The 16726-nt window shown below is 63.6% G+C and carries 17 protein-coding genes; 3 read left to right on the forward strand and 14 right to left on the reverse strand.

The genetic code is table 11. The features are described 5' to 3' along the window. Window positions 1-159: 159 nt before the first annotated feature. The 11 genes from rnhA to coxB all read right to left on the reverse strand — a co-directional run bounded on the left by rnhA (window position 160) and on the right by coxB (window position 9168). On the reverse strand, window positions 160-615 hold the full coding sequence (gene rnhA, locus C7441_RS06225; protein ID WP_019169811.1) for a ribonuclease HI: 456 nt from the start codon (window positions 613-615) through the stop codon (window positions 160-162). Continuing rightward, on the reverse strand, window positions 612-1574 hold the full coding sequence (locus C7441_RS06230; RefSeq protein WP_109612132.1) for a homoserine kinase: 963 nt from the start codon (window positions 1572-1574) through the stop codon (window positions 612-614). Before C7441_RS06230 ends, rnhA begins: the two co-directional genes overlap by 4 nt. Then, window positions 1574-2584 (reverse strand): 4-hydroxy-3-methylbut-2-enyl diphosphate reductase, encoded by a 1011-nt coding sequence (gene ispH, locus C7441_RS06235; protein WP_109612133.1) that lies wholly within the window; start codon window positions 2582-2584, stop codon window positions 1574-1576. The genes C7441_RS06230 and ispH overlap by 1 nt, the downstream gene beginning before the upstream one ends. 70 nt (window positions 2585-2654) lie before the next feature. Continuing rightward, window positions 2655-3419, reverse strand: coding sequence for an SURF1 family protein (locus C7441_RS06240; RefSeq protein WP_109612134.1), 765 nt, complete (start codon window positions 3417-3419; stop codon window positions 2655-2657). Continuing rightward, a complete protein-coding gene (locus C7441_RS06245; protein WP_026059944.1) occupies window positions 3416-3814 on the reverse strand; it encodes a DUF983 domain-containing protein in 399 nt (132 codons plus the stop codon). The genes C7441_RS06240 and C7441_RS06245 overlap by 4 nt, the downstream gene beginning before the upstream one ends. A gap of 91 nt (window positions 3815-3905) precedes the next feature. Next, the gene (locus tag C7441_RS06250) at window positions 3906-4793 is read right to left on the reverse strand and encodes a cytochrome c oxidase subunit 3 (RefSeq protein ID WP_019169813.1); all 888 of its coding nucleotides are present in this window, start codon (window positions 4791-4793) and stop codon (window positions 3906-3908) included. Window position 4794: 1 nt separating this feature from the next. Then, window positions 4795-5427, reverse strand: coding sequence for a cytochrome c oxidase assembly protein (locus C7441_RS06255; protein ID WP_109612199.1), 633 nt, complete (start codon window positions 5425-5427; stop codon window positions 4795-4797). Between the two features lie 7 nt (window positions 5428-5434). After that, a complete protein-coding gene (locus C7441_RS23975; RefSeq protein ID WP_019169815.1) occupies window positions 5435-5593 on the reverse strand; it encodes a hypothetical protein in 159 nt (52 codons plus the stop codon). A 2-nt stretch (window positions 5594-5595) separates the two neighbouring features. Beyond that, window positions 5596-6540: a heme o synthase gene (locus C7441_RS06260; protein ID WP_019169816.1), complete on the reverse strand. Its 945-nt coding sequence runs from the start codon at window positions 6538-6540 to the stop codon at window positions 5596-5598. A 72-nt stretch (window positions 6541-6612) separates the two neighbouring features. Next, window positions 6613-8262: a cytochrome c oxidase subunit I gene (gene ctaD / locus C7441_RS06265; protein WP_019169817.1), complete on the reverse strand. Its 1650-nt coding sequence runs from the start codon at window positions 8260-8262 to the stop codon at window positions 6613-6615. Window positions 8263-8301: 39 nt separating this feature from the next. Further along, the gene (gene coxB / locus C7441_RS06270) at window positions 8302-9168 is read right to left on the reverse strand and encodes a cytochrome c oxidase subunit II (RefSeq protein ID WP_109612135.1); all 867 of its coding nucleotides are present in this window, start codon (window positions 9166-9168) and stop codon (window positions 8302-8304) included. A 420-nt stretch (window positions 9169-9588) separates the two neighbouring features. Between coxB and C7441_RS06275 the strand changes: the two genes are divergently transcribed. From C7441_RS06275 to C7441_RS06285, 3 genes are all read left to right on the forward strand, one after another. Next, a complete protein-coding gene (locus C7441_RS06275; RefSeq protein WP_109612136.1) occupies window positions 9589-10152 on the forward strand; it encodes an invasion associated locus B family protein in 564 nt (187 codons plus the stop codon). 175 nt (window positions 10153-10327) lie between these two features. Continuing rightward, a complete protein-coding gene (gene tldD, locus C7441_RS06280) occupies window positions 10328-11740 on the forward strand; it encodes a metalloprotease TldD (protein ID WP_109612137.1) in 1413 nt (470 codons plus the stop codon). Window positions 11741-11954: 214 nt separating this feature from the next. Beyond that, window positions 11955-12695 carry an NAD-dependent deacylase gene (locus C7441_RS06285; protein WP_109612138.1) on the forward strand — a complete coding sequence of 247 codons (741 nt, stop codon included), beginning with the start codon at window positions 11955-11957 and terminating at the stop codon, window positions 12693-12695. 40 nt (window positions 12696-12735) lie between these two features. Here the strand turns inward: C7441_RS06285 and C7441_RS06290 are convergent, their stop codons facing one another. From C7441_RS06290 to dxs, 3 genes are read right to left on the reverse strand one after another with little or no spacing between them, the layout of a single operon-like run. Next, entirely contained in the window at window positions 12736-13977 is a 1242-nt protein-coding gene (locus C7441_RS06290) for a class I SAM-dependent RNA methyltransferase (RefSeq protein ID WP_109612139.1), read from the reverse strand. Further along, window positions 13974-14735, reverse strand: a complete 762-nt coding sequence (locus C7441_RS06295; RefSeq protein WP_109612140.1) for a TlyA family RNA methyltransferase — start codon at window positions 14733-14735, stop codon at window positions 13974-13976. Before C7441_RS06295 ends, C7441_RS06290 begins: the two co-directional genes overlap by 4 nt. A gap of 40 nt (window positions 14736-14775) precedes the next feature. Then, window positions 14776-16689, reverse strand: coding sequence for a 1-deoxy-D-xylulose-5-phosphate synthase (dxs, locus tag C7441_RS06300; RefSeq protein WP_109612141.1), 1914 nt, complete (start codon window positions 16687-16689; stop codon window positions 14776-14778). Window positions 16690-16726 lie beyond the last annotated feature (37 nt).

Below are 16726 nucleotides of genomic sequence, written 5' to 3' on the forward strand. Positions count from 1 at the left end.
CCGAACCCCGGAGCGAAAAGCGAGACCCGGTTTTCGCTCCATTGAAGAATTGCAAGCGCGCCGGCGGTCCTCGCCGGCGCGCTTGCTTTTATCCGTATGATTGATTTTGCCGCATGTATGCGACGCCAGGTGTTTCCACTGGCTGCAACAAGCTCCGCCCTATCTTGCGCCGGCCGGCTTTTTCTTGAACGGCTCCATGGCCATGCGGGCAAGCTCGTCGGCGCGCTCGTTTTCGGGATGGCCGGCATGGCCCTTCACCCAATGCCAGTTCACCGTGTGGCGCCGGTTCGCCTCGTCCAGCGCCTGCCAAAGCTCGCCGTTCTTCACCGGCTTCTTGTCGGCCGTCTTCCAGCCGTTGCGCTTCCAGCCATGGATCCATTTGGAAATGCCGTCCATGACATATTTGCTGTCGGTGTGAAGCTCGACATTGCACGGCTCCTTCAGCGCGTTCAGCGCCGAAATCGCCGCCATCAGCTCCATGCGGTTGTTGGTGGTGGCCGCCTCGCCGCCCGAAAGCTCCCTGGTGACACCGTTGAAGCGCAGGATCGCGCCCCAGCCGCCCGGACCCGGATTGCCCGAGCAGGCGCCATCGGTGAAAATCTCGACAGTCTTCATTTCAAGCCATATTCCGACGGCGACGTGATGCCCCTGTGGAAGCGCACGCGGCGGATGAATTCCATCGGGTCGCGCTTCTGCACCAGCGCACCGTCGGGGATCGTCAGCCAGTCATAGAGCCGGGTGAGCATGAAGCGCAAAGCCGAGCCGCGCGCCAGAATGGGCATGGCCTGCTTTTCCGCCTCGCTCAGCGGCCGCACCGACTGGTAGGCGGCGAGCATCGCCGCCCCCTTGGTGAGGTTGAAGGAATTGTCTTTCTCGAAGCACCAGGCGTTGAGGCAGGTGGCCAGATCATAGGCATAGAGATCGTTGCAGGCGAAATAGAAGTCGATCAGCCCCGAGAGCCGGTTGCCGAGGAAGAAGACATTGTCCGGGAACAGGTCGGCATGAATGACGCCGGCCGGGAGATCGCCCGGCCAGTTGCGCTCGAATTCGGCGAAATCGGCATCCACCTCGGCGGCAAGACCCGCCTCGACCTCGTCGGCACGGTCGCGAGCGCCGTCCCACAGTTTGCGCCAGCCCGCTATGTCCAGCGCATTGGGGCGCGATATCGGGAAATCGGCACCGGCAAGATGCAGCTCCGCCAGCGCCCTGCCCACTTCGCGGCAATGCGCGACGGTCGGCTTGCGCATCCACATGCCTTCCAGGAAGGTGATGAGGGCTGCCGTGCGCCCGGCCAACGTGCCGGTGACGCCACCGTCGCGCCGATGCACCGGCAGCGGGCACGAAATGCCCTTGCCCGCCAGGTGCTCCATCAGGCCGAGGAAAAACGGCAGATCGTCCTTGTCGACGCGCTTTTCATAGAGCGTCAGGATGTAGGAGCCGCTGGTCGTATGCAGCAGATAGTTGGAGTTCTCCGACCCTTCCGCGATCCCCTTGTAGGACAGCAGTTCGCCGACCAGATAGTCGCGCAGAAAGGCTCCGAGTTCGCTCTCGGAAACATCCGTATAGACCGCCATCACACGGTCCCGTTCACGAATGCCATGTCGGAAGGCGTCAGTTCGACATCGCGCAGCGCGCTCATGACCGGGAAATTCTCCGTTTCCGTTGCCGTCACGGCGAGATCGACCCTCACGTCGAAACGCTCCCGGAACGCATTGACGATTTCATCGACGATGATCTCCGGCGCGGATGCCCCCGCCGACAGGCCGAGCGTCGAAATGGCACCGATGTTCTGCCACGGAATCTCGGAGGCACGCTGCACGAGAAGCGACATTTTCGCGCCGGCCCGTTCTGCGACTTCCACCAGACGCCGGGAATTGGACGAATTGGGCGCACCGACCACAAGGAACAGGTCGGCGCCGACCGCCGTTTCCTTCACCGCTTCCTGCCGGTTGGTGGTGGCATAGCAGATCGATTCGGCCGCAGGCGCCGTCAGCGTCGGAAAACGCTGCCGCAGCGCGCGGATCAGTCCGGCCGTATCCTCCACCGACAGGGTCGTCTGGGTGACGAAGCCGAGCGCATCGGCATCCTCCGGCACGAAGGCGGCGACATCGGCTTCGTTCTCGATCAATGTCACCGAGCCCTCCGGGAGTTGCCCCATCGTGCCGATGACTTCGGGATGACCGGCATGGCCGATCAGCAGCACATGGCGGCCGAGGCGCTGGTGGCGCATGGCCTGCTTGTGCACCTTCGAGACCAGCGGACAGGTGGCGTCGAGATAGAACAGGTTGCGCGCCTGCGCGTCCGCCGGCACCGATTTCGGCACTCCATGCGCGGAAAACACCACCGGCCGCTCGTGATGCTCGTCGGGAATCTCGTCCAACTCCTCGACGAACACCGCGCCGAGATTCTGCAGCCCTTCCACCACATAGCGGTTGTGCACGATCTCGTGGCGCACATACACCGGCGCGCCGTATTTCTTCAGCGCCAGCACCACGATCTGGATGGCCCTGTCCACGCCGGCGCAAAAGCCGCGCGGCTGGCAAAGTCTTATCGTCAGTGGAGGCTTGGATGAATTGTCAGGCATGTCGTCCGGTCTTCTCTTTCGCACCGACATGATGTCTGCATCCCCTATATGTCAAGGGCGGGGCAGACGTTCAGGAGGCGCGCTTGCGCGAGCGCCACAACCATGCGCCCAGCACGCCGGCAAGTGCGGCAGCAAGACCGTACCATGTCACGGCATATTGCAGATGGCTGTTGGGCAGGTCGATGATGGTCACACCGCCGACCGGCAGTCCGCCGGGGTTGGGCGCCTTGCCGGCGTCGATGAAGAAAGGCAGCACCTTCGCCCCGGCCGGCAGGCCGGCGGTGGCGGCCATCACGTCCCGATCCTTCCAGTAGAAGATGTTCTTGGCCACATCGTTGTCTGGCACCAGCGTGGAGGGTTTTTGCGCCAGCGGGTTGCGGGCAAGCCCGGTCACTGTCACCTCGCCTTCGACCTCGCCCTGCGGGCGGGTGCCGGGGTCCTTCATGTCGTAAGGCACGAAGCCGCGGTTCACGAGCGCGAAGCGCCCATCGGCCAGTTCGAGCGGCGTGTAGACATAGAAGCCCGATTCGCCCTCATAGGTGGCGAAGAAGTGCCGCTCGCCCGAATGCAGGAAACGGCCGCTGACGGTCACCGGCCAATATTCCACATCGCCGGTGTCGGCGAACTTCTTTTCCATCTGATCCAGCGGCAGCGGCGCGGAATGGATGCGCTGGTCTATCGTCGCAAGCAGCGCCTCCTTCCAGTGCAGGCGCTCCACCTGCCAGGTGCCGAGCCCCAGCAGAACGATCAGGCCGATCAGCCCGAAGATGATCGCCAGCCAGCGGCCCGCCGCGCTGCCGGAACGGGGCGCGACCTGTGTCGGCTCGTTGGTCATTGCGGCCTGTCCAGCCGCCCCTCGGCGGCCTTGTTGCTATATTGCAGCGTGATCAGCACGCCCTTGATGAGACGCAGCGCCGTCAGGCTCAGCACGAGCGTCAGCGGTATCCAGAGCAGGAAATGGACCCACAGCGACGGGTTGAGCGTGACCTCCATCCACAATGCCAGCCCCACGACGATGAAACCGATGATGAGAATGACGAACACCGCCGGGCCATCGCCCGCATCCGCAAAGGAATAGTCGAGCCGGCAACTGCCGCAGCGCGGCGCGACCGTCAGGAAGCCCGAGAACAGCCTGCCCTCCCCGCAGCGCGGGCACCGGCCGCGCAGACCGGCTGAAATGGGCTCCACCGGAGGCCAGTGTGCCTGATCTTCATGAGCGGGCTGGGTCACGGCTACATCTCCATTCGGGTTCGGGCTTCTCAGAAAAGACAAGGCGGCCGTGTCGCCACGGCCGCCCCCATTATGGTTCAAGGCATTCGCCTTAGTGTTCCGCGAAGGTTCCGCCGAACGAACCCCAGACGTAGATGGCGGCGAACAGGAACAGCCACACCACGTCAACGAAGTGCCAGTACCAGGCAGCCGCTTCGAGGCCGAAATGCTGCTTGGGCGTGAAGTCGCCACGCATCGCGCGGATCAGGCAGACGGCCAGGAAGATCGTGCCGATGATGACGTGGAAGCCGTGGAAGCCGGTCGCCATGAAGAAGGTTGCGCCGTAGATCGAGTCCGTGAACGCGAACGGAGCGTGGATGTACTCGTAGGCCTGCACGAAGCTGAACAGGACGCCGAGCCCGACCGTGATCGCCAGGCCGTTGACCAGGCCCTTGCGGTTGCCGTGCAGCAGGGCGTGATGCGCCCAGGTGACCGCCGTGCCCGACAGGAGCAGGATGATCGTGTTGTAGAGCGGCAGGTGCCAGGGGTTCAGGACCTCGATGCCCTTGGGCGGCCAGACGCCGCCGGTGAACTCGGCGCGCGCGACCTGATGCATCTCGTTCGGGAACAGGCTGGCATCGAAGAAGGCCCAGAACCAGGCCACGAAGAACATCACCTCGGAGGCGATGAACATGATCATGCCGTAGCGCAGATGCAGCGACACCACGCGGGTGTGATGACCTTCATGCGCTTCCTTGATGGTGTCCGACCACCACGCATACATGGTGTAGAGAACGATCGCGACGCCGATGGCGAAGATCCAATAATGGGCGTTAGCCAGGTCGATGCCGAACAGCGGGAAGCTGCCCTGCTTCATAGACTGCATCCAGGCCACGCCGCCGATCGCCATGACGAGCGCGCCGAGCGAGCCCAGGATGGGCCAGGGGCTTGGATCAATGATGTGATAGTCGTGTTTGGGTTTTGCGTGCGCGTCAGCCATATCAGCCCCCGAAGTTACCGTCGGTGTTGTCATTTGTCTTAAGGTTTCCCGCCTGCGGCGCATTGGCCACCGGCTTCGCCCCCTCGATCGGGAAAAATGTATAGGAAAGAGTAATGGTCTTTACGTCCTTCAGCTCCGGGACGTTGACGATATCGGGGTCAACGTAGAAGACCACCGGCATATCGAGTGTCTCGCCCGGCTGCAAGGTCGTGTCGGTGAAGCAGAAGCACTCCACCTTGTTGAAATAGCCGCCGGCCAGTTCGGGCGTGACGTTGAACGTCGCGCGCCCGGCTGTCGGCTTGTCGGAGATGTTCTGCGCCGTGTAATGCGCCTGCGCGGTCTCACCGATCTTGATGGTGATGTCGCGCGCCACGGGCTCGAACTTCCACGGCAGCCCGGACGAGGTGTTGGCGTCGAAGCGAATCGTCACTTTCTGGTCGAGCACGCGGTCCGAATACTGGTCCACGCGCTGCGTGGTCCCGCCATAGCCGGTCACCCTGCAGAACATTTCATAGAACGGCACGGCTGCGTAGGACATGCCCACCATGCCGGCGACGAAAGCGATGCAGATGACCGCGACGCGTCCGTTGGACTTGCCGTTCTTATCCTGAGGCTTGTCGGGTTCGCTGGTCATATCCCCCTCACGATGCGCCATTGAGGAAGGAGGGGACGAACTTGATGATCGTCGTGACGTAGAAAATAACCACCAGAACGGCCAATCCGACGCCAATCGCGACCGAGCGGCTGCGGCGAGCTTTCTTCTGGGCTTCGGTAAGGGTCACCAGTTCGGGTTCCGTCATGATCAAACTCCCGGCACTGCGAGCGCGCGCTCGATGATGCTATCGGCCAGATAGGCTGCGAAAATCACGGACAGATAAAGCAGCGAATAACCGAACAGTCCCTTGGCCGGCTTCATCGCGCGGTCGCTGTCGGGCATCCTGAGCACCTGCAGGGCATACCAGACGAAGCCGATGCCGAGCAGGATCGAGACGATGCCGTAGAACGGCGTGGTGTAGCCAAGGAACCAGGGCAGCGCGCCAACCGGGGCGACCAGCAGCGAATAGGCAAAAATCTGCCTGCGCGTGGAAGCCTCGCCAGCCACGTTCGGCATCATCGGGATGCCGGCGCGCTCGTAGTCTCCGGACTTGAACAGGGCCAGCGCCCAGAAATGGGGCGGCGTCCAGAGAAAGATGATCAGGAACAGGATGATGCTTTCGAGGCCGATGCTGTCGGTGGCCGCAGCCCAGCCGATCATCGGCGGGAAGGCGCCCGCGGCACCGCCGATGACGATGTTCTGCGGCGTCCAGCGCTTCAGCCACATCGTGTAGACGACGGCGTAGAAAAAGATGGTGAAGGCGAGCAGCGCGGCCGACAGCCAGTTGACCACGAGGCCGATGGTCATGACCGAGAGCACCGACAGCACCAGACCGAAAGCCAGCGCCTCGCCCGGCAGGACACGCCCGGACGGCACGGGCCGCTTGATGGTGCGCGTCATCACCCGGTCGATGTCGGCATCGTACCACATGTTCAGCGCGCCCGAGGCGCCTGCCCCGATGGCGATTGCGAGTATGGCCACGACCGCGATGAAAGGATTGATCGAAACCGGGGCGGCCACGAGGCCGACGATGGCCGTGAACACCACGAGCGACATCACACGCGGCTTCAGAAGCGCGATGAAGTCCCCGGCGGTAGCTTCCGACATGCGGATGCCGCCGTCGTTCAGAATGTTCTTTTCAGCCAGTGCCATGCCTACGCAGTCCACTCTCTCGGTTTGGCCGAAACCGCCGATGGACGGCGGTTTCGATGTCGTAAAGCGACGTTACTTGACGCGCGGGAGATCCACCCACTGGTGGTACGGCGGCGGCGAAGGCAGCTGCCATTCCAGCGTGGTCGCACCCTCGCCCCACGGGTTGGCGCCGGCGACGCGCTTCTTGGAGAAGGCTTCGAAGACGCCATAGAGGAACACCAGGACCGCGAAGGCCGAGATGTAGGAGCCGATCGACGAGACGTGGTTCCAGCCCGCGAACGCATCCGGATAGTCGATGTAGCGGCGCGGCATGCCGGCCAGACCCAGGAAGTGCTGCGGGAAGAAGATCAGGTTCACGCCGATGAAGGTGATCCAGAAGTGGGCGTGCGCGATCGCCGGCGAGTACATGTAGCCCGTCATCTTCGGGAACCAGTAGTACCAGGCGGCGAAGATCGCGAACACCGCGCCCAGCGACAACACGTAGTGGAAGTGGGCAACCACGTAGTAGGTGTCGTGCACCGAGCGGTCGAAGCCGGCATTGGCGAGCTGGACGCCCGTGACGCCGCCGACGGTGAACAGGAAGATGAAGCCGATCGACCACACCATGGGGGGCTTGAAGCTGATCGAGCCGCCCCACATCGTGGCGATCCACGAGAACACCTTCACGCCGGTCGGCACAGCGATGACCATCGTGGCGAACACGAAGTAGCGCTGCGTGTCGAGCGAGATGCCGGTGGTGTACATGTGGTGCGCCCACACGACGAAGCCGACGGCACCGATGGCGACCATGGCGTAGGCCATGCCGAGATAACCGAAGATCGGCTTGCGCGAGAAGGTCGACACGATGTGGCTGACGATGCCGAAGCCCGGCAGAATCAGGATGTACACTTCCGGGTGACCGAAGAACCAGAACAGGTGCTGGTACAGGATCGGGTCGCCGCCGCCTTCGGGAACGAAGAAGGCCGTGCCGAAGTTACGGTCGGTCAGCATCATGGTGATGGCGCCCGCCAGAACCGGCAGCGACAGCAGAAGCAGGAAGGCGGTGATCAGCACGGCCCATGCGAACAGCGGCATCTTGTGCATGGTCATGCCGGGAGCGCGCATGTTGAAGATGGTCGTGATGAAGTTGATCGCGCCGAGGATCGAGGACGCGCCCGCAATGTGCACGGACAGGATCGCCAGATCCATCGCCGGTCCGGGCTGGCCGGAGGTGGCGAAAGGCGGATACATCGTCCAGCCGCCGCCGACGCCCCACCCACCGGCCGGGCCGGGGACGAAGAAGGAAATCAGCAACAGAAGGAAAGCCGGAATCAACAGCCAGAACGAGATGTTGTTCATGCGCGGGAACGCCATGTCCGGCGCACCGATCATGATCGGAACCATCCAGTTCGCGAAACCGCCGATGAGCGCGGGCATGACCATGAAGAAGATCATGATGAGCCCGTGCATGGTGGTGAACACGTTGTAGAGCTGCTTGCCGGCGTCGATCGCGGCATCGCCCTCGACACCGTAGACCAGCGACGCGAGGCCGTGGAAAATCTGGATACCAGGCTCTGCCAGTTCCCAGCGCATCATCACCGACATGAAGCCGCCGATAAGACCCGCGATAATCGCGAAGATCAGGTACAGCGTGCCGATGTCTTTATGGTTGGTCGAAAATAACCAGCGAACCAAACCGCGAGGCTTATGTTCGTGGTCGCTGTGAACCGCAGCGCCTGCCATGTTCCGCTCCACTCCTAAAATTCCATTCCGGGCGCGGCATCAATTGCCGGCGACCGCCACCTTGCTGGTGCTTTCAATTTCCGCCATCAGCGCCTTGTTGGCGCCATCGAGATCGTCCTTGGCCGCAGCCGCCCAGGTCTGGTACTGCTCTTCGGTCACCACGCGGATCGCGATCGGCATGAACGCATGATCCTTGCCGCACAGCTCCGAGCACTGGCCGTAATAAAGGCCTTCCTTCTTGGCCTTGAACCAGACCTCGTTGATACGGCCCGGCACGGCGTCGGTCTTGATGCCGAACGCGGGCATGGCGAAGGCGTGGATCACGTCGCTGGCGGTAACCAGAACGCGAACCATGGTATCGATCGGCACGACGACCTCATTGTCGACGGCCAGAAGGCGCGGATAGACGGCGCGGTCTTCCTTGCCGGCGTCAGCGCGATCTTCATCGCTGAGCATGGCCGAGTTGAACGACAGCGCTTCGTCGGTCTGATATTCGTAGTCCCAGTTCCACTGGTTCCCGGTCGCCTTCACGGTGATCTTGGCTTCTTCCGGCGGCGAATACTGCGCCGTCAGGAGCTGGAACGAAGGCACCGCCATGAACAGCAGAACCACGACAGGTCCAACCGTCCAGAGGACTTCGATAAGCGTGTTATGGCTCGTGCGCGACGGGGTCGGGTTTGCCGCGGAACGGAAACGCAGGATGCAATAGATCAAAAGCACGAGCACCAGCAGGGTGATCGGCACGATGAACCACAGCGTGTAGCGTTCGAACCAGGTGATCTGCTCCATGATGGAGGTTGCGGCCGGCTGGAAACCGGTCTGCCAAGGCGTCGGCTGCGCCGCATAAGCTGCGGCGTTGGCGAAAAGGACTGCCGCAGCGCCAGCACTTGCTAGGATTTTTCTCATCGCCCTCTCTGTCTCCCAATTTCATGCGCTTGTAGCAGCACGAATACTAAATCCCACCGGGACGGGGAATCCCGGTGGCCATCGGTAGTTCAAACCATACTCTCTTCGCGTCCGCAAGAAAGGAGCACAACTACTCATGCGGCATTTTTGCGCGCAAGCTGTGGCGGCGAGATGGCATCGAGGCAGTGGCGGCGAGCGCGCGATTTGCCGTCCGGCGGCGCAAATCGGCCGGTTTGGGAAGCAGATTGCACCGTTGCGCGCATATCGGCAATGTCGCGGCTCGGAGCGGAATGGACGCAATTCCGGCGAATTTCCTTGGAAAATCGGCCTCGTCAAGGCTATTGGCTGGTTCGGTCATCGTCTTGCCGTATAGTTTTAATTGTCACGACCAGACTTGCCGTGATTCGTAATGGAGTCCTCATGACGTCTCGACTTTCGGGAACCCTGGCCAAGGCCATAGTCCTGGCCGCCCTGACTGCCTCCGTCGCTCCGGCGGCAGCGCAGCAGCAGCCTGCCCAGCAGCCGCAGGCGCAGCAACAGGCTCCGAACCCGCAGAGCGGCAAGGTGCGCTCGACTCACGGCGCATGGTCGATCATCTGCGACACGCCCGCCGGCGCCACCGCCGAACAATGCGTGATGATGCAGAACGTGATTGCCGAGGACCGGCCCGAGATCGGCCTCTCGGTGGTCGTGCTGCGCACCGCCGACAACAAGGCCGAAATCCTGCGCGTGCTGGCCCCGCTCGGCGTGCTGCTGCCCAACGGCCTCGGCCTCAACGTGGACGGCAAGGACATCGGCCGCGCCTATTTCGTGCGCTGCTTCGGCGACGGCTGCTATGCCGAGGTCATCTTGGAGAAACCGCTGCTCGACACGCTGAAGACGGGCACGTCCGCGACCTTCATCGTCTTCCAGACGCCGGAGGAAGGCATCGGCATTCCGGTAGACCTGAAAGGCTTCGCCGAGGGTTTTGCGGCCCTGCCCTGATCCGGACGGTCAGCGGGAATCGTAATGAAAGCGGGTGCTGGTCGCCCGCTTTTTCGTTGGTCGGATGACAGGCAAATCGCCGGTCGGGACGCTTGCGCAACGATAGTGCATTGCCGAAAGCAGCCGCCACGCCTACATCGGGTCTGACCCTTTCCAGATACGAGGCGGACCCGCCATGACCAGCCTGCTCAGCCAGTTCGACATTTCCGAAGACCGCATCCGCCAGATCGTCACCCACACGATCAACGGCAGCGACGACGGCGAACTTTTCCTCGAATATCGCGAAAGCGAAGCGCTGATGTTCGACAATGGCCGACTGAAGACCGCCAATTTCAACACCGACCAGGGCTTTGGCCTGCGCGCGGTTGCCGGCGAGGCAACCGGCTATGCGCATTCCAGCGAATTGTCCGAAGCTTCGCTGCTGCGTGCGGCCGATGCCGTCTCGACCGTCAAGGGCGGCTATTCGGGCAAGCTTGCCGATGCGCCTGCGCGCACCAACCGTCATCTCTATGGCGAGGAAAACCCGATCCCCTCCCCCAGCTTCGAGGCCAAGGCCAAGCTGTTGCAGGAGATCGACGGCTGGCTGCGCGCCAAGGACCCGCGCGTGCGCCAGGTCACGGCCTCGCTCGTCTCGTCCTGGCAGCATGTCGAGATCATGCGCGCCGACGGCCAGATGGTGCGCGACATCCGCCCGCTGGTGCGCATGAACATCGCCGTCGTTGTTGGCGACGGCGACCGCCAGGAAACCGGCAGCTACGGCGCCGGCGGCCGCAAGGGTTTTGGCGAATTCCTGACCGAGGACAGCTGGCAGTTTGCCGCCGAGGAGGCGCTGCGGCAGGCGCTGGTCAATCTGGAAGCCATTCCGGCGCCGGCCGGCACGTTCGACATCGTGCTGTCCAGCGGCTGGCCGGGCGTGATGCTGCACGAGGCGGTCGGCCACGGGCTGGAAGGCGATTTCAACCGCAAGAAGACCTCGGCCTTCGCGGGCCTGATGGGCGAGCAGGTCGCCGCCAGGGGCGTGACCGTGGTGGACGACGGCACCATCGCCGAGCGGCGCGGCTCGCTGACCGTGGATGACGAAGGCACGCCGAGCGGCCGCAACGTGCTGATCGAGGACGGCAAGCTGGTCGGCTACATGCAGGACCGCCAGAACGCGCGCCTCATGGGCATGAAGGCCACCGGCAACGGCCGGCGCGAATCCTATGCCCACCAGCCCATGCCGCGCATGACCAACACCTATATGACCGGTGGCGACATGGAGCCCGACGAAATCATCGCCTCGGTGAAGAACGGTATCTACGCCGTCTCCTTCGGCGGCGGCCAGGTGGACATCACCTCCGGCAAATTCGTGTTCGGCTGCACCGAAGCCTACATGATCGAGAACGGCAAGATGACGCAGCCGATCAAGGGCGCCATGCTGATCGGCAACGGCCCGGACGCCATGCACCGCGTGACCATGGTCGGCAACGACATGAAGCTCGACACCGGCATCGGCATGTGCGGCAAGGCCGGACAGGGCGTGCCGGTGGGCGTTGGCCAGCCGCATCTGCGCATGAACCAGATGACGGTGGGCGGCACGCGGGCCTGATGCCAGAAATTAAAGTTTTGAGCCTCAAACTTTAATTTACTCTCCGGCCTTTAAAGTCGGCTTGAACTTCCAGCCCACGGATTATAGTTTTGAGCAGAAAACTTTAATCCCTGGGCGTCTCTACTATCCTCAACATCCTTGTCGAAGTTGAAAGCAGCTCAAATCCGAATCTCTTCATATGCTGGCCTGTCGTGCATCTCAGCGAAGGCCATTAATGAGTAAGTTTTCCTCCATCGTCATTCTCACCGGCGCGGGCATCTCGGCCGAATCGGGCATCGACACGTTCCGCGACAGCAACGGCATCTGGTCCAAGGTGGATTACCGGGAGGTGGCGACACCGGAAGGGTTCGCGCGCAATCCGGGCAAGGTCCATGCTTTCTACAACAAGCGCCGGCGTGGATTGCGCGCCGTCCGGCCCAATGCCGCGCACGAGGCTCTGGCGCGGCTGGAGGCGGGTTTCGACGGCTCGTTCCTGCTTGTGACCCAGAACATCGACAATCTGCACGAGGCCGCGGGTTCGCGGAAACTGCTGCACATGCACGGCGAGGTGAACGCCGCGCTCTGCCAGTGCTGCGGCATGCGCTGGCCGTGGACCGAAGACCTCACCATCAATTCGCAGTGCCAGTGGTGCAAGACGACCGGCCAGATGCGGGTAGACGTGGTGTGGTTCGGCGAAATGCCCTACCGCATGGACGAAATCGACGCCGCGCTGACGAACTGCGACCTTTTCGTGTCGATCGGAACCAGCGGCAATGTCTATCCGGCTGCCGGTTTCGTCGAGCAGGCGAAGGCCGCCGGCGCGCATACGGTGGAACTCAACCTTGAGCCGTCCGAGGGCTATTCGTTCTTCGACGAGGCCGTTTATGGCCGCGCGACGGAAGTGGTGCCACTCTTCGTCGAGCGGCTGCTGGCCGGGCAGGACGACACTCCGGCGGATAAATGCGGAACCGGCTGACCGATCGGCAAAGACCGGCCCCACTTCCGGACGAGGTGAACTACCGCCGTTTGCGCGGCTTCTCCAGAAGCGCCACCGCCTCGACATGGGGCGACCAGAGGAACTGGTCCACCGGCGTCACGCTCTTCAGCGCATAGCCGCCATCGACCAGTATGCGCAGGTCGCGCGCCAGCGTGGCCGGATTGCAGGAAACGGCCGCCACGAACGGCACGTCCGATTTCGCGATCTGCTTGCACTGGTCTTCCGCGCCCGCGCGCGGCGGATCGAAGGCCACACCATCATAGGCGGCGAGTTCCTTGTAGGTGAGCGGACGCCGGAAGAGGTCGCGCTTTTCGATGACCACCCGCTTCAGCCCGCCCCCGAAACGAAAGCCCCGGTCGAGCGCGGCCAAGGCCGCCGCATCGCCTTCGACGGCATGCACTTCCGATTTCCGGGCAAGGCGCAGGGCAAAGGCACCCGCCCCGGCGAACAGGTCGGCGACCTTCTTCGCCTTTTTCAGATGCTCGCCGACGAGATCGGCCATCACCTGCTCGGCCGAAGCAACGGCCTGAAGGAAGCTGCCCGGCGGCGGCGTGACCGAGGCGCTGCCGAATGAAACCAGCGGCTTTCTCGGCTCAACGACGATCTCGCCATCCACCGACACGCGCGCCAGCCCCTCGCCGATGGCGAAGGCGGAAATGGCCATGCGCGCCTTGTCTTCCAGCTTGCCTGCGTCCTGCGCCGCGACATCGAGCCCCGACTCGGTATGCGTGACGGTGATGTGGAATGCCTGCTGCGTATGGCAGATCAGGCCAGCCAGCCGCCGCAGCATCGGAAGCGCTGCCTCGATCTGCGGCTCCACGATCGGGCATTCCTCGATATCGATGATGTGGTGCGAGAGGGCGCGGTTGTAGCCGAGCAGCATACCACCTTCCGTGCGGCGGGCGGAAAACACGGCGCGGCGGCGCGAATGCGATGCGCAGGGCACGGTGGCGGCGACGTCCACTTCCAGGCCCCGGCTTTTCAGCGCCTGCACGACCTTTTCGCGCTTCCAGTCCAGATAGGCCTGAGCATCCAAATGCTGAAGCGCGCAGCCGCCGCATTCGGTGAAATGCCGGCAGGCCGGCTCGATGCGCAGCGGCGACGGCTCAAGCACGGCCATCAGCGTGCCGCGATCCTTTTCGCGCGCGGCGTTCACCGTTTCGCCGGGCAGCGTGAACGGGATGAAGACGGGGCCTTGCGGCGTATCCGCGACGCCGTCGCCCTGCGCGCCAAGACGGGAGACCTGGAAACGTGTGCTCATGCCTTCACTCCGGCCAGCAGGAATTCGCGGTTGCCGTCGCCGCCTTCGATAGGAGACGGGCACAGGCCCAGCGCCGTCCAGCCGATCTGGCTGTCCAGCCATTCGGCAAGGGCGGTCGCCACGACGGGTCCATCCGCGGTGTTCTTCAGAATGCCGCCCTTGCCGATCGCCTCGCGGCCGGCCTCGAACTGCGGCTTGACCAGAAACAGCCCATAGGCGCCGCGCCTTGCCAGCAACAGCGCCGGCGGCAGGGCAAGCTTCAACGAAATGAAGCTGACATCGGAAACGATCAGGTCTAGCGCCCGGCCTTCCAGCACGTCGGCGGTCAGGTCGCGCGCGTTCAACCCCTCCACGCAGCTCACGCGGGGATCGCCGCGCAGGCTCTCATGCATCTGGCCGTGGCCGACATCGATTGCCGTGACGTGGGCTGCGCCGCGCTCCAGCAGCACCTGGGTGAAGCCGCCGGTGGAGGCGCCGATGTCCAGCGCGTTCGCGCCGCGCGGGTCGATGCCGAAATGGTTGAGCCCGGCAATGAGCTTCAGCGCCGCGCGCGACACATAGGCCTGCGCCGGGTCGGCAACGGTAATGACTGCGGCGTCCGACACGGCCTGTCCCGGCTTGGTGACGATGCCGCCGTCCACGCTTACGGTGCCGCGCTCCACGGCGTCGCGCGCCCGCGAACGGCTGGCGAAGAGCCCTCGGCTGACCAGCGCCTCGTCAAGGCGCCGGCGGGTGGTGTTTCGGTTGTCGGCTTTCATCGGCCTTCCATGGCGAAAGCCGTGGCGGAAGGCAAGCGCCTCAGGCGGTCGCCGAACGCACGGAGCGGCCGAGCGCGGCAAAAACCGCATGCACGATCCCTGCGGAATCCAGACCTGAATCGGCATACATTTTTTCCGGCTTGGCATGGTCGGTGAATTCGTCCGGCATAACCAGCGGCCGAACCTTCAACCCCGAATCCAGCAAACCTTCCTTTGCCAGGAAGTGCAGCACATGGCTGGCAAAGCCGCCGACAGCGCCCTCCTCCACCGTCAGCAGCACCTCATGCGAGGTGGCGAGCCGGCGCACCAGATCCTCGTCCAGCGGCTTGGCGAAGCGGGCGTCGGCCACGGTGGTCGAAAGCCCGGCGGCGTTCAGTTCCTCCGCCGCCAGCAGGCAATCCTGCAGGCGGGTGCCGAAGGACAGAAGCGCGACCTTGGTGCCTTCGCGCAGGATGCGGCCCTTGCCGATTTCCAGCACCGAGCCACGCTCCGGCATATCGACGCCGACGCCGTTGCCACGCGGATAGCGGAAGGAGATCGGGCCCTCATCATAGGCCGCGGCGGTGCGCACCATGTGGCGCAGTTCCGCCTCGTCGGCGGCTGCCATCACCACGAAGTGGGGCAGCGTGGCGAGGAAGGCGGTGTCGAAGGCTCCGCAATGGGTCGGCCCGTCAGCGCCGACGAAACCGGCGCGGTCGATGGGGAAACGCACCGGCAATTGCTGGATCGCCACGTCATGCACGACCTGGTCGTAGGCGCGCTGGAGGAAGGTGGAATAGATCGCGGCGAAGGGCTTGAAACCTTCAGTCGCAAGGCCGGCGGCGAAAGTCACCGCATGCTGCTCGGCAATGCCGACATCGAAGGTGCGCTCGGGAAACACTTCGCCGAACAGGTCGAGCCCGGTGCCGGACGGCATGGCGGCGGTGACGGCAACTATCTTGTCGTCCTCGCGCGCTTCCTGAATCAGGCTCTGGGCAAAGACCTTGGTGTAGCTCGGCGCATTGGCGGGCGCCTTGGCCTGCGCGCCGGTAATGACGTCGAACTTGTTGACGCCGTGATACTTGTCGGCCGCGGCCTCAGCCGGGGCATAGCCCTTGCCCTTCTGCGTCACGACGTGGATGAGCACGGGGCCATCGCCATTGTCGCGGACGTTTTTCAGAACCGGGATCAGATGTTCCAGATTGTGACCGTCGATGGGGCCGATATGGAAGAAGCCGAGTTCCTCGAACAGCGTGCCGCCGGTGACATAGCCGCGCGCATGCTCGACCGCGCGGGTAATCGCCCGGTCGACGCGGGCGCCGAGATAGGAGGTCAGCTTCTTGCCGAGATCGCGGATGCCCTGATAAGCGCGGCCCGAACCGAGACGGGCCAGATAAGCGCTCATCGCGCCAGTCGGCGGCGCAATCGACATGTCGTTGTCGTTGAGGATGACGATCATGCGCGAGTTCAGCGCGCCGGCATTGTTCATCGCCTCATAGGCCATGCCCGCCGACATGGCCCCGTCGCCGATCACGGCGATGACGTTGTTCCTGCCGCCCTTCAGGTCGCGGGCCACGGCCATGCCGAGGCCGGCCGAAATGGAGGTCGAGGAATGCGCGGTGCCGAAGGGGTCGTAATCGCTTTCCGCGCGCTTGGTGAAGCCGGAAAGCCCGCCCTCCATCCGCAAAGTGCGGATGCGGTCGCGACGGCCGGTGAGGATCTTGTGCGGATAGGCCTGATGCCCGACATCCCAGATGATGCGGTCTGCCGGCGTGTCGAAGACATAGTGGAGCGCGACAGTCAGCTCGACCACGCCGAGCCCGGCGCCGAGATGGCCACCAGTATGCGAAACCGCGTCGACGAGTTCGGCGCGCAGTTCGGAAGCCAGTTGCGGCAGGTCGCTCTCGGGCAGCGCCTTCAAGTCGGCAGGAATGCGAACCTTGTCCAGCAGCGGCGTCTTGGGCGGCAAATTCACGTCATATGGCCTGTCTAATCGATCAATATTGGCTTGG

Origin of the sequence: Pseudaminobacter salicylatoxidans (assembly GCF_003148475.1) — a bacterium.
Classification (GTDB): domain Bacteria; phylum Pseudomonadota; class Alphaproteobacteria; order Rhizobiales; family Rhizobiaceae; genus Pseudaminobacter; species Pseudaminobacter salicylatoxidans.

Coding starts and splice junctions, on each gene's coding strand:
- rnhA (WP_019169811.1), bottom strand. CDS start 615: ATGAAGACTGTCGAGATTTTCACCGATGGCGCCTGCTCGGGCAATCCG.
- C7441_RS06230 (WP_109612132.1), bottom strand. CDS start 1,574: ATGGCGGTCTATACGGATGTTTCCGAGAGCGAACTCGGAGCCTTTCTG.
- ispH (WP_109612133.1), bottom strand. CDS start 2,584: ATGCCTGACAATTCATCCAAGCCTCCACTGACGATAAGACTTTGCCAG.
- C7441_RS06240 (WP_109612134.1), bottom strand. CDS start 3,419: ATGACCAACGAGCCGACACAGGTCGCGCCCCGTTCCGGCAGCGCGGCG.
- C7441_RS06250 (WP_019169813.1), bottom strand. CDS start 4,793: ATGGCTGACGCGCACGCAAAACCCAAACACGACTATCACATCATTGAT.
- C7441_RS06255 (WP_109612199.1), bottom strand. CDS start 5,427: ATGACCAGCGAACCCGACAAGCCTCAGGATAAGAACGGCAAGTCCAAC.
- C7441_RS23975 (WP_019169815.1), bottom strand. CDS start 5,593: ATGACGGAACCCGAACTGGTGACCCTTACCGAAGCCCAGAAGAAAGCT.
- C7441_RS06260 (WP_019169816.1), bottom strand. CDS start 6,540: ATGGCACTGGCTGAAAAGAACATTCTGAACGACGGCGGCATCCGCATG.
- ctaD (WP_019169817.1), bottom strand. CDS start 8,262: ATGGCAGGCGCTGCGGTTCACAGCGACCACGAACATAAGCCTCGCGGT.
- coxB (WP_109612135.1), bottom strand. CDS start 9,168: ATGAGAAAAATCCTAGCAAGTGCTGGCGCTGCGGCAGTCCTTTTCGCC.
- C7441_RS06275 (WP_109612136.1), top strand. CDS start 9,589: ATGACGTCTCGACTTTCGGGAACCCTGGCCAAGGCCATAGTCCTGGCC.
- tldD (WP_109612137.1), top strand. CDS start 10,328: ATGACCAGCCTGCTCAGCCAGTTCGACATTTCCGAAGACCGCATCCGC.
- C7441_RS06285 (WP_109612138.1), top strand. CDS start 11,955: ATGAGTAAGTTTTCCTCCATCGTCATTCTCACCGGCGCGGGCATCTCG.
- C7441_RS06290 (WP_109612139.1), bottom strand. CDS start 13,977: ATGAGCACACGTTTCCAGGTCTCCCGTCTTGGCGCGCAGGGCGACGGC.
- C7441_RS06295 (WP_109612140.1), bottom strand. CDS start 14,735: ATGAAAGCCGACAACCGAAACACCACCCGCCGGCGCCTTGACGAGGCG.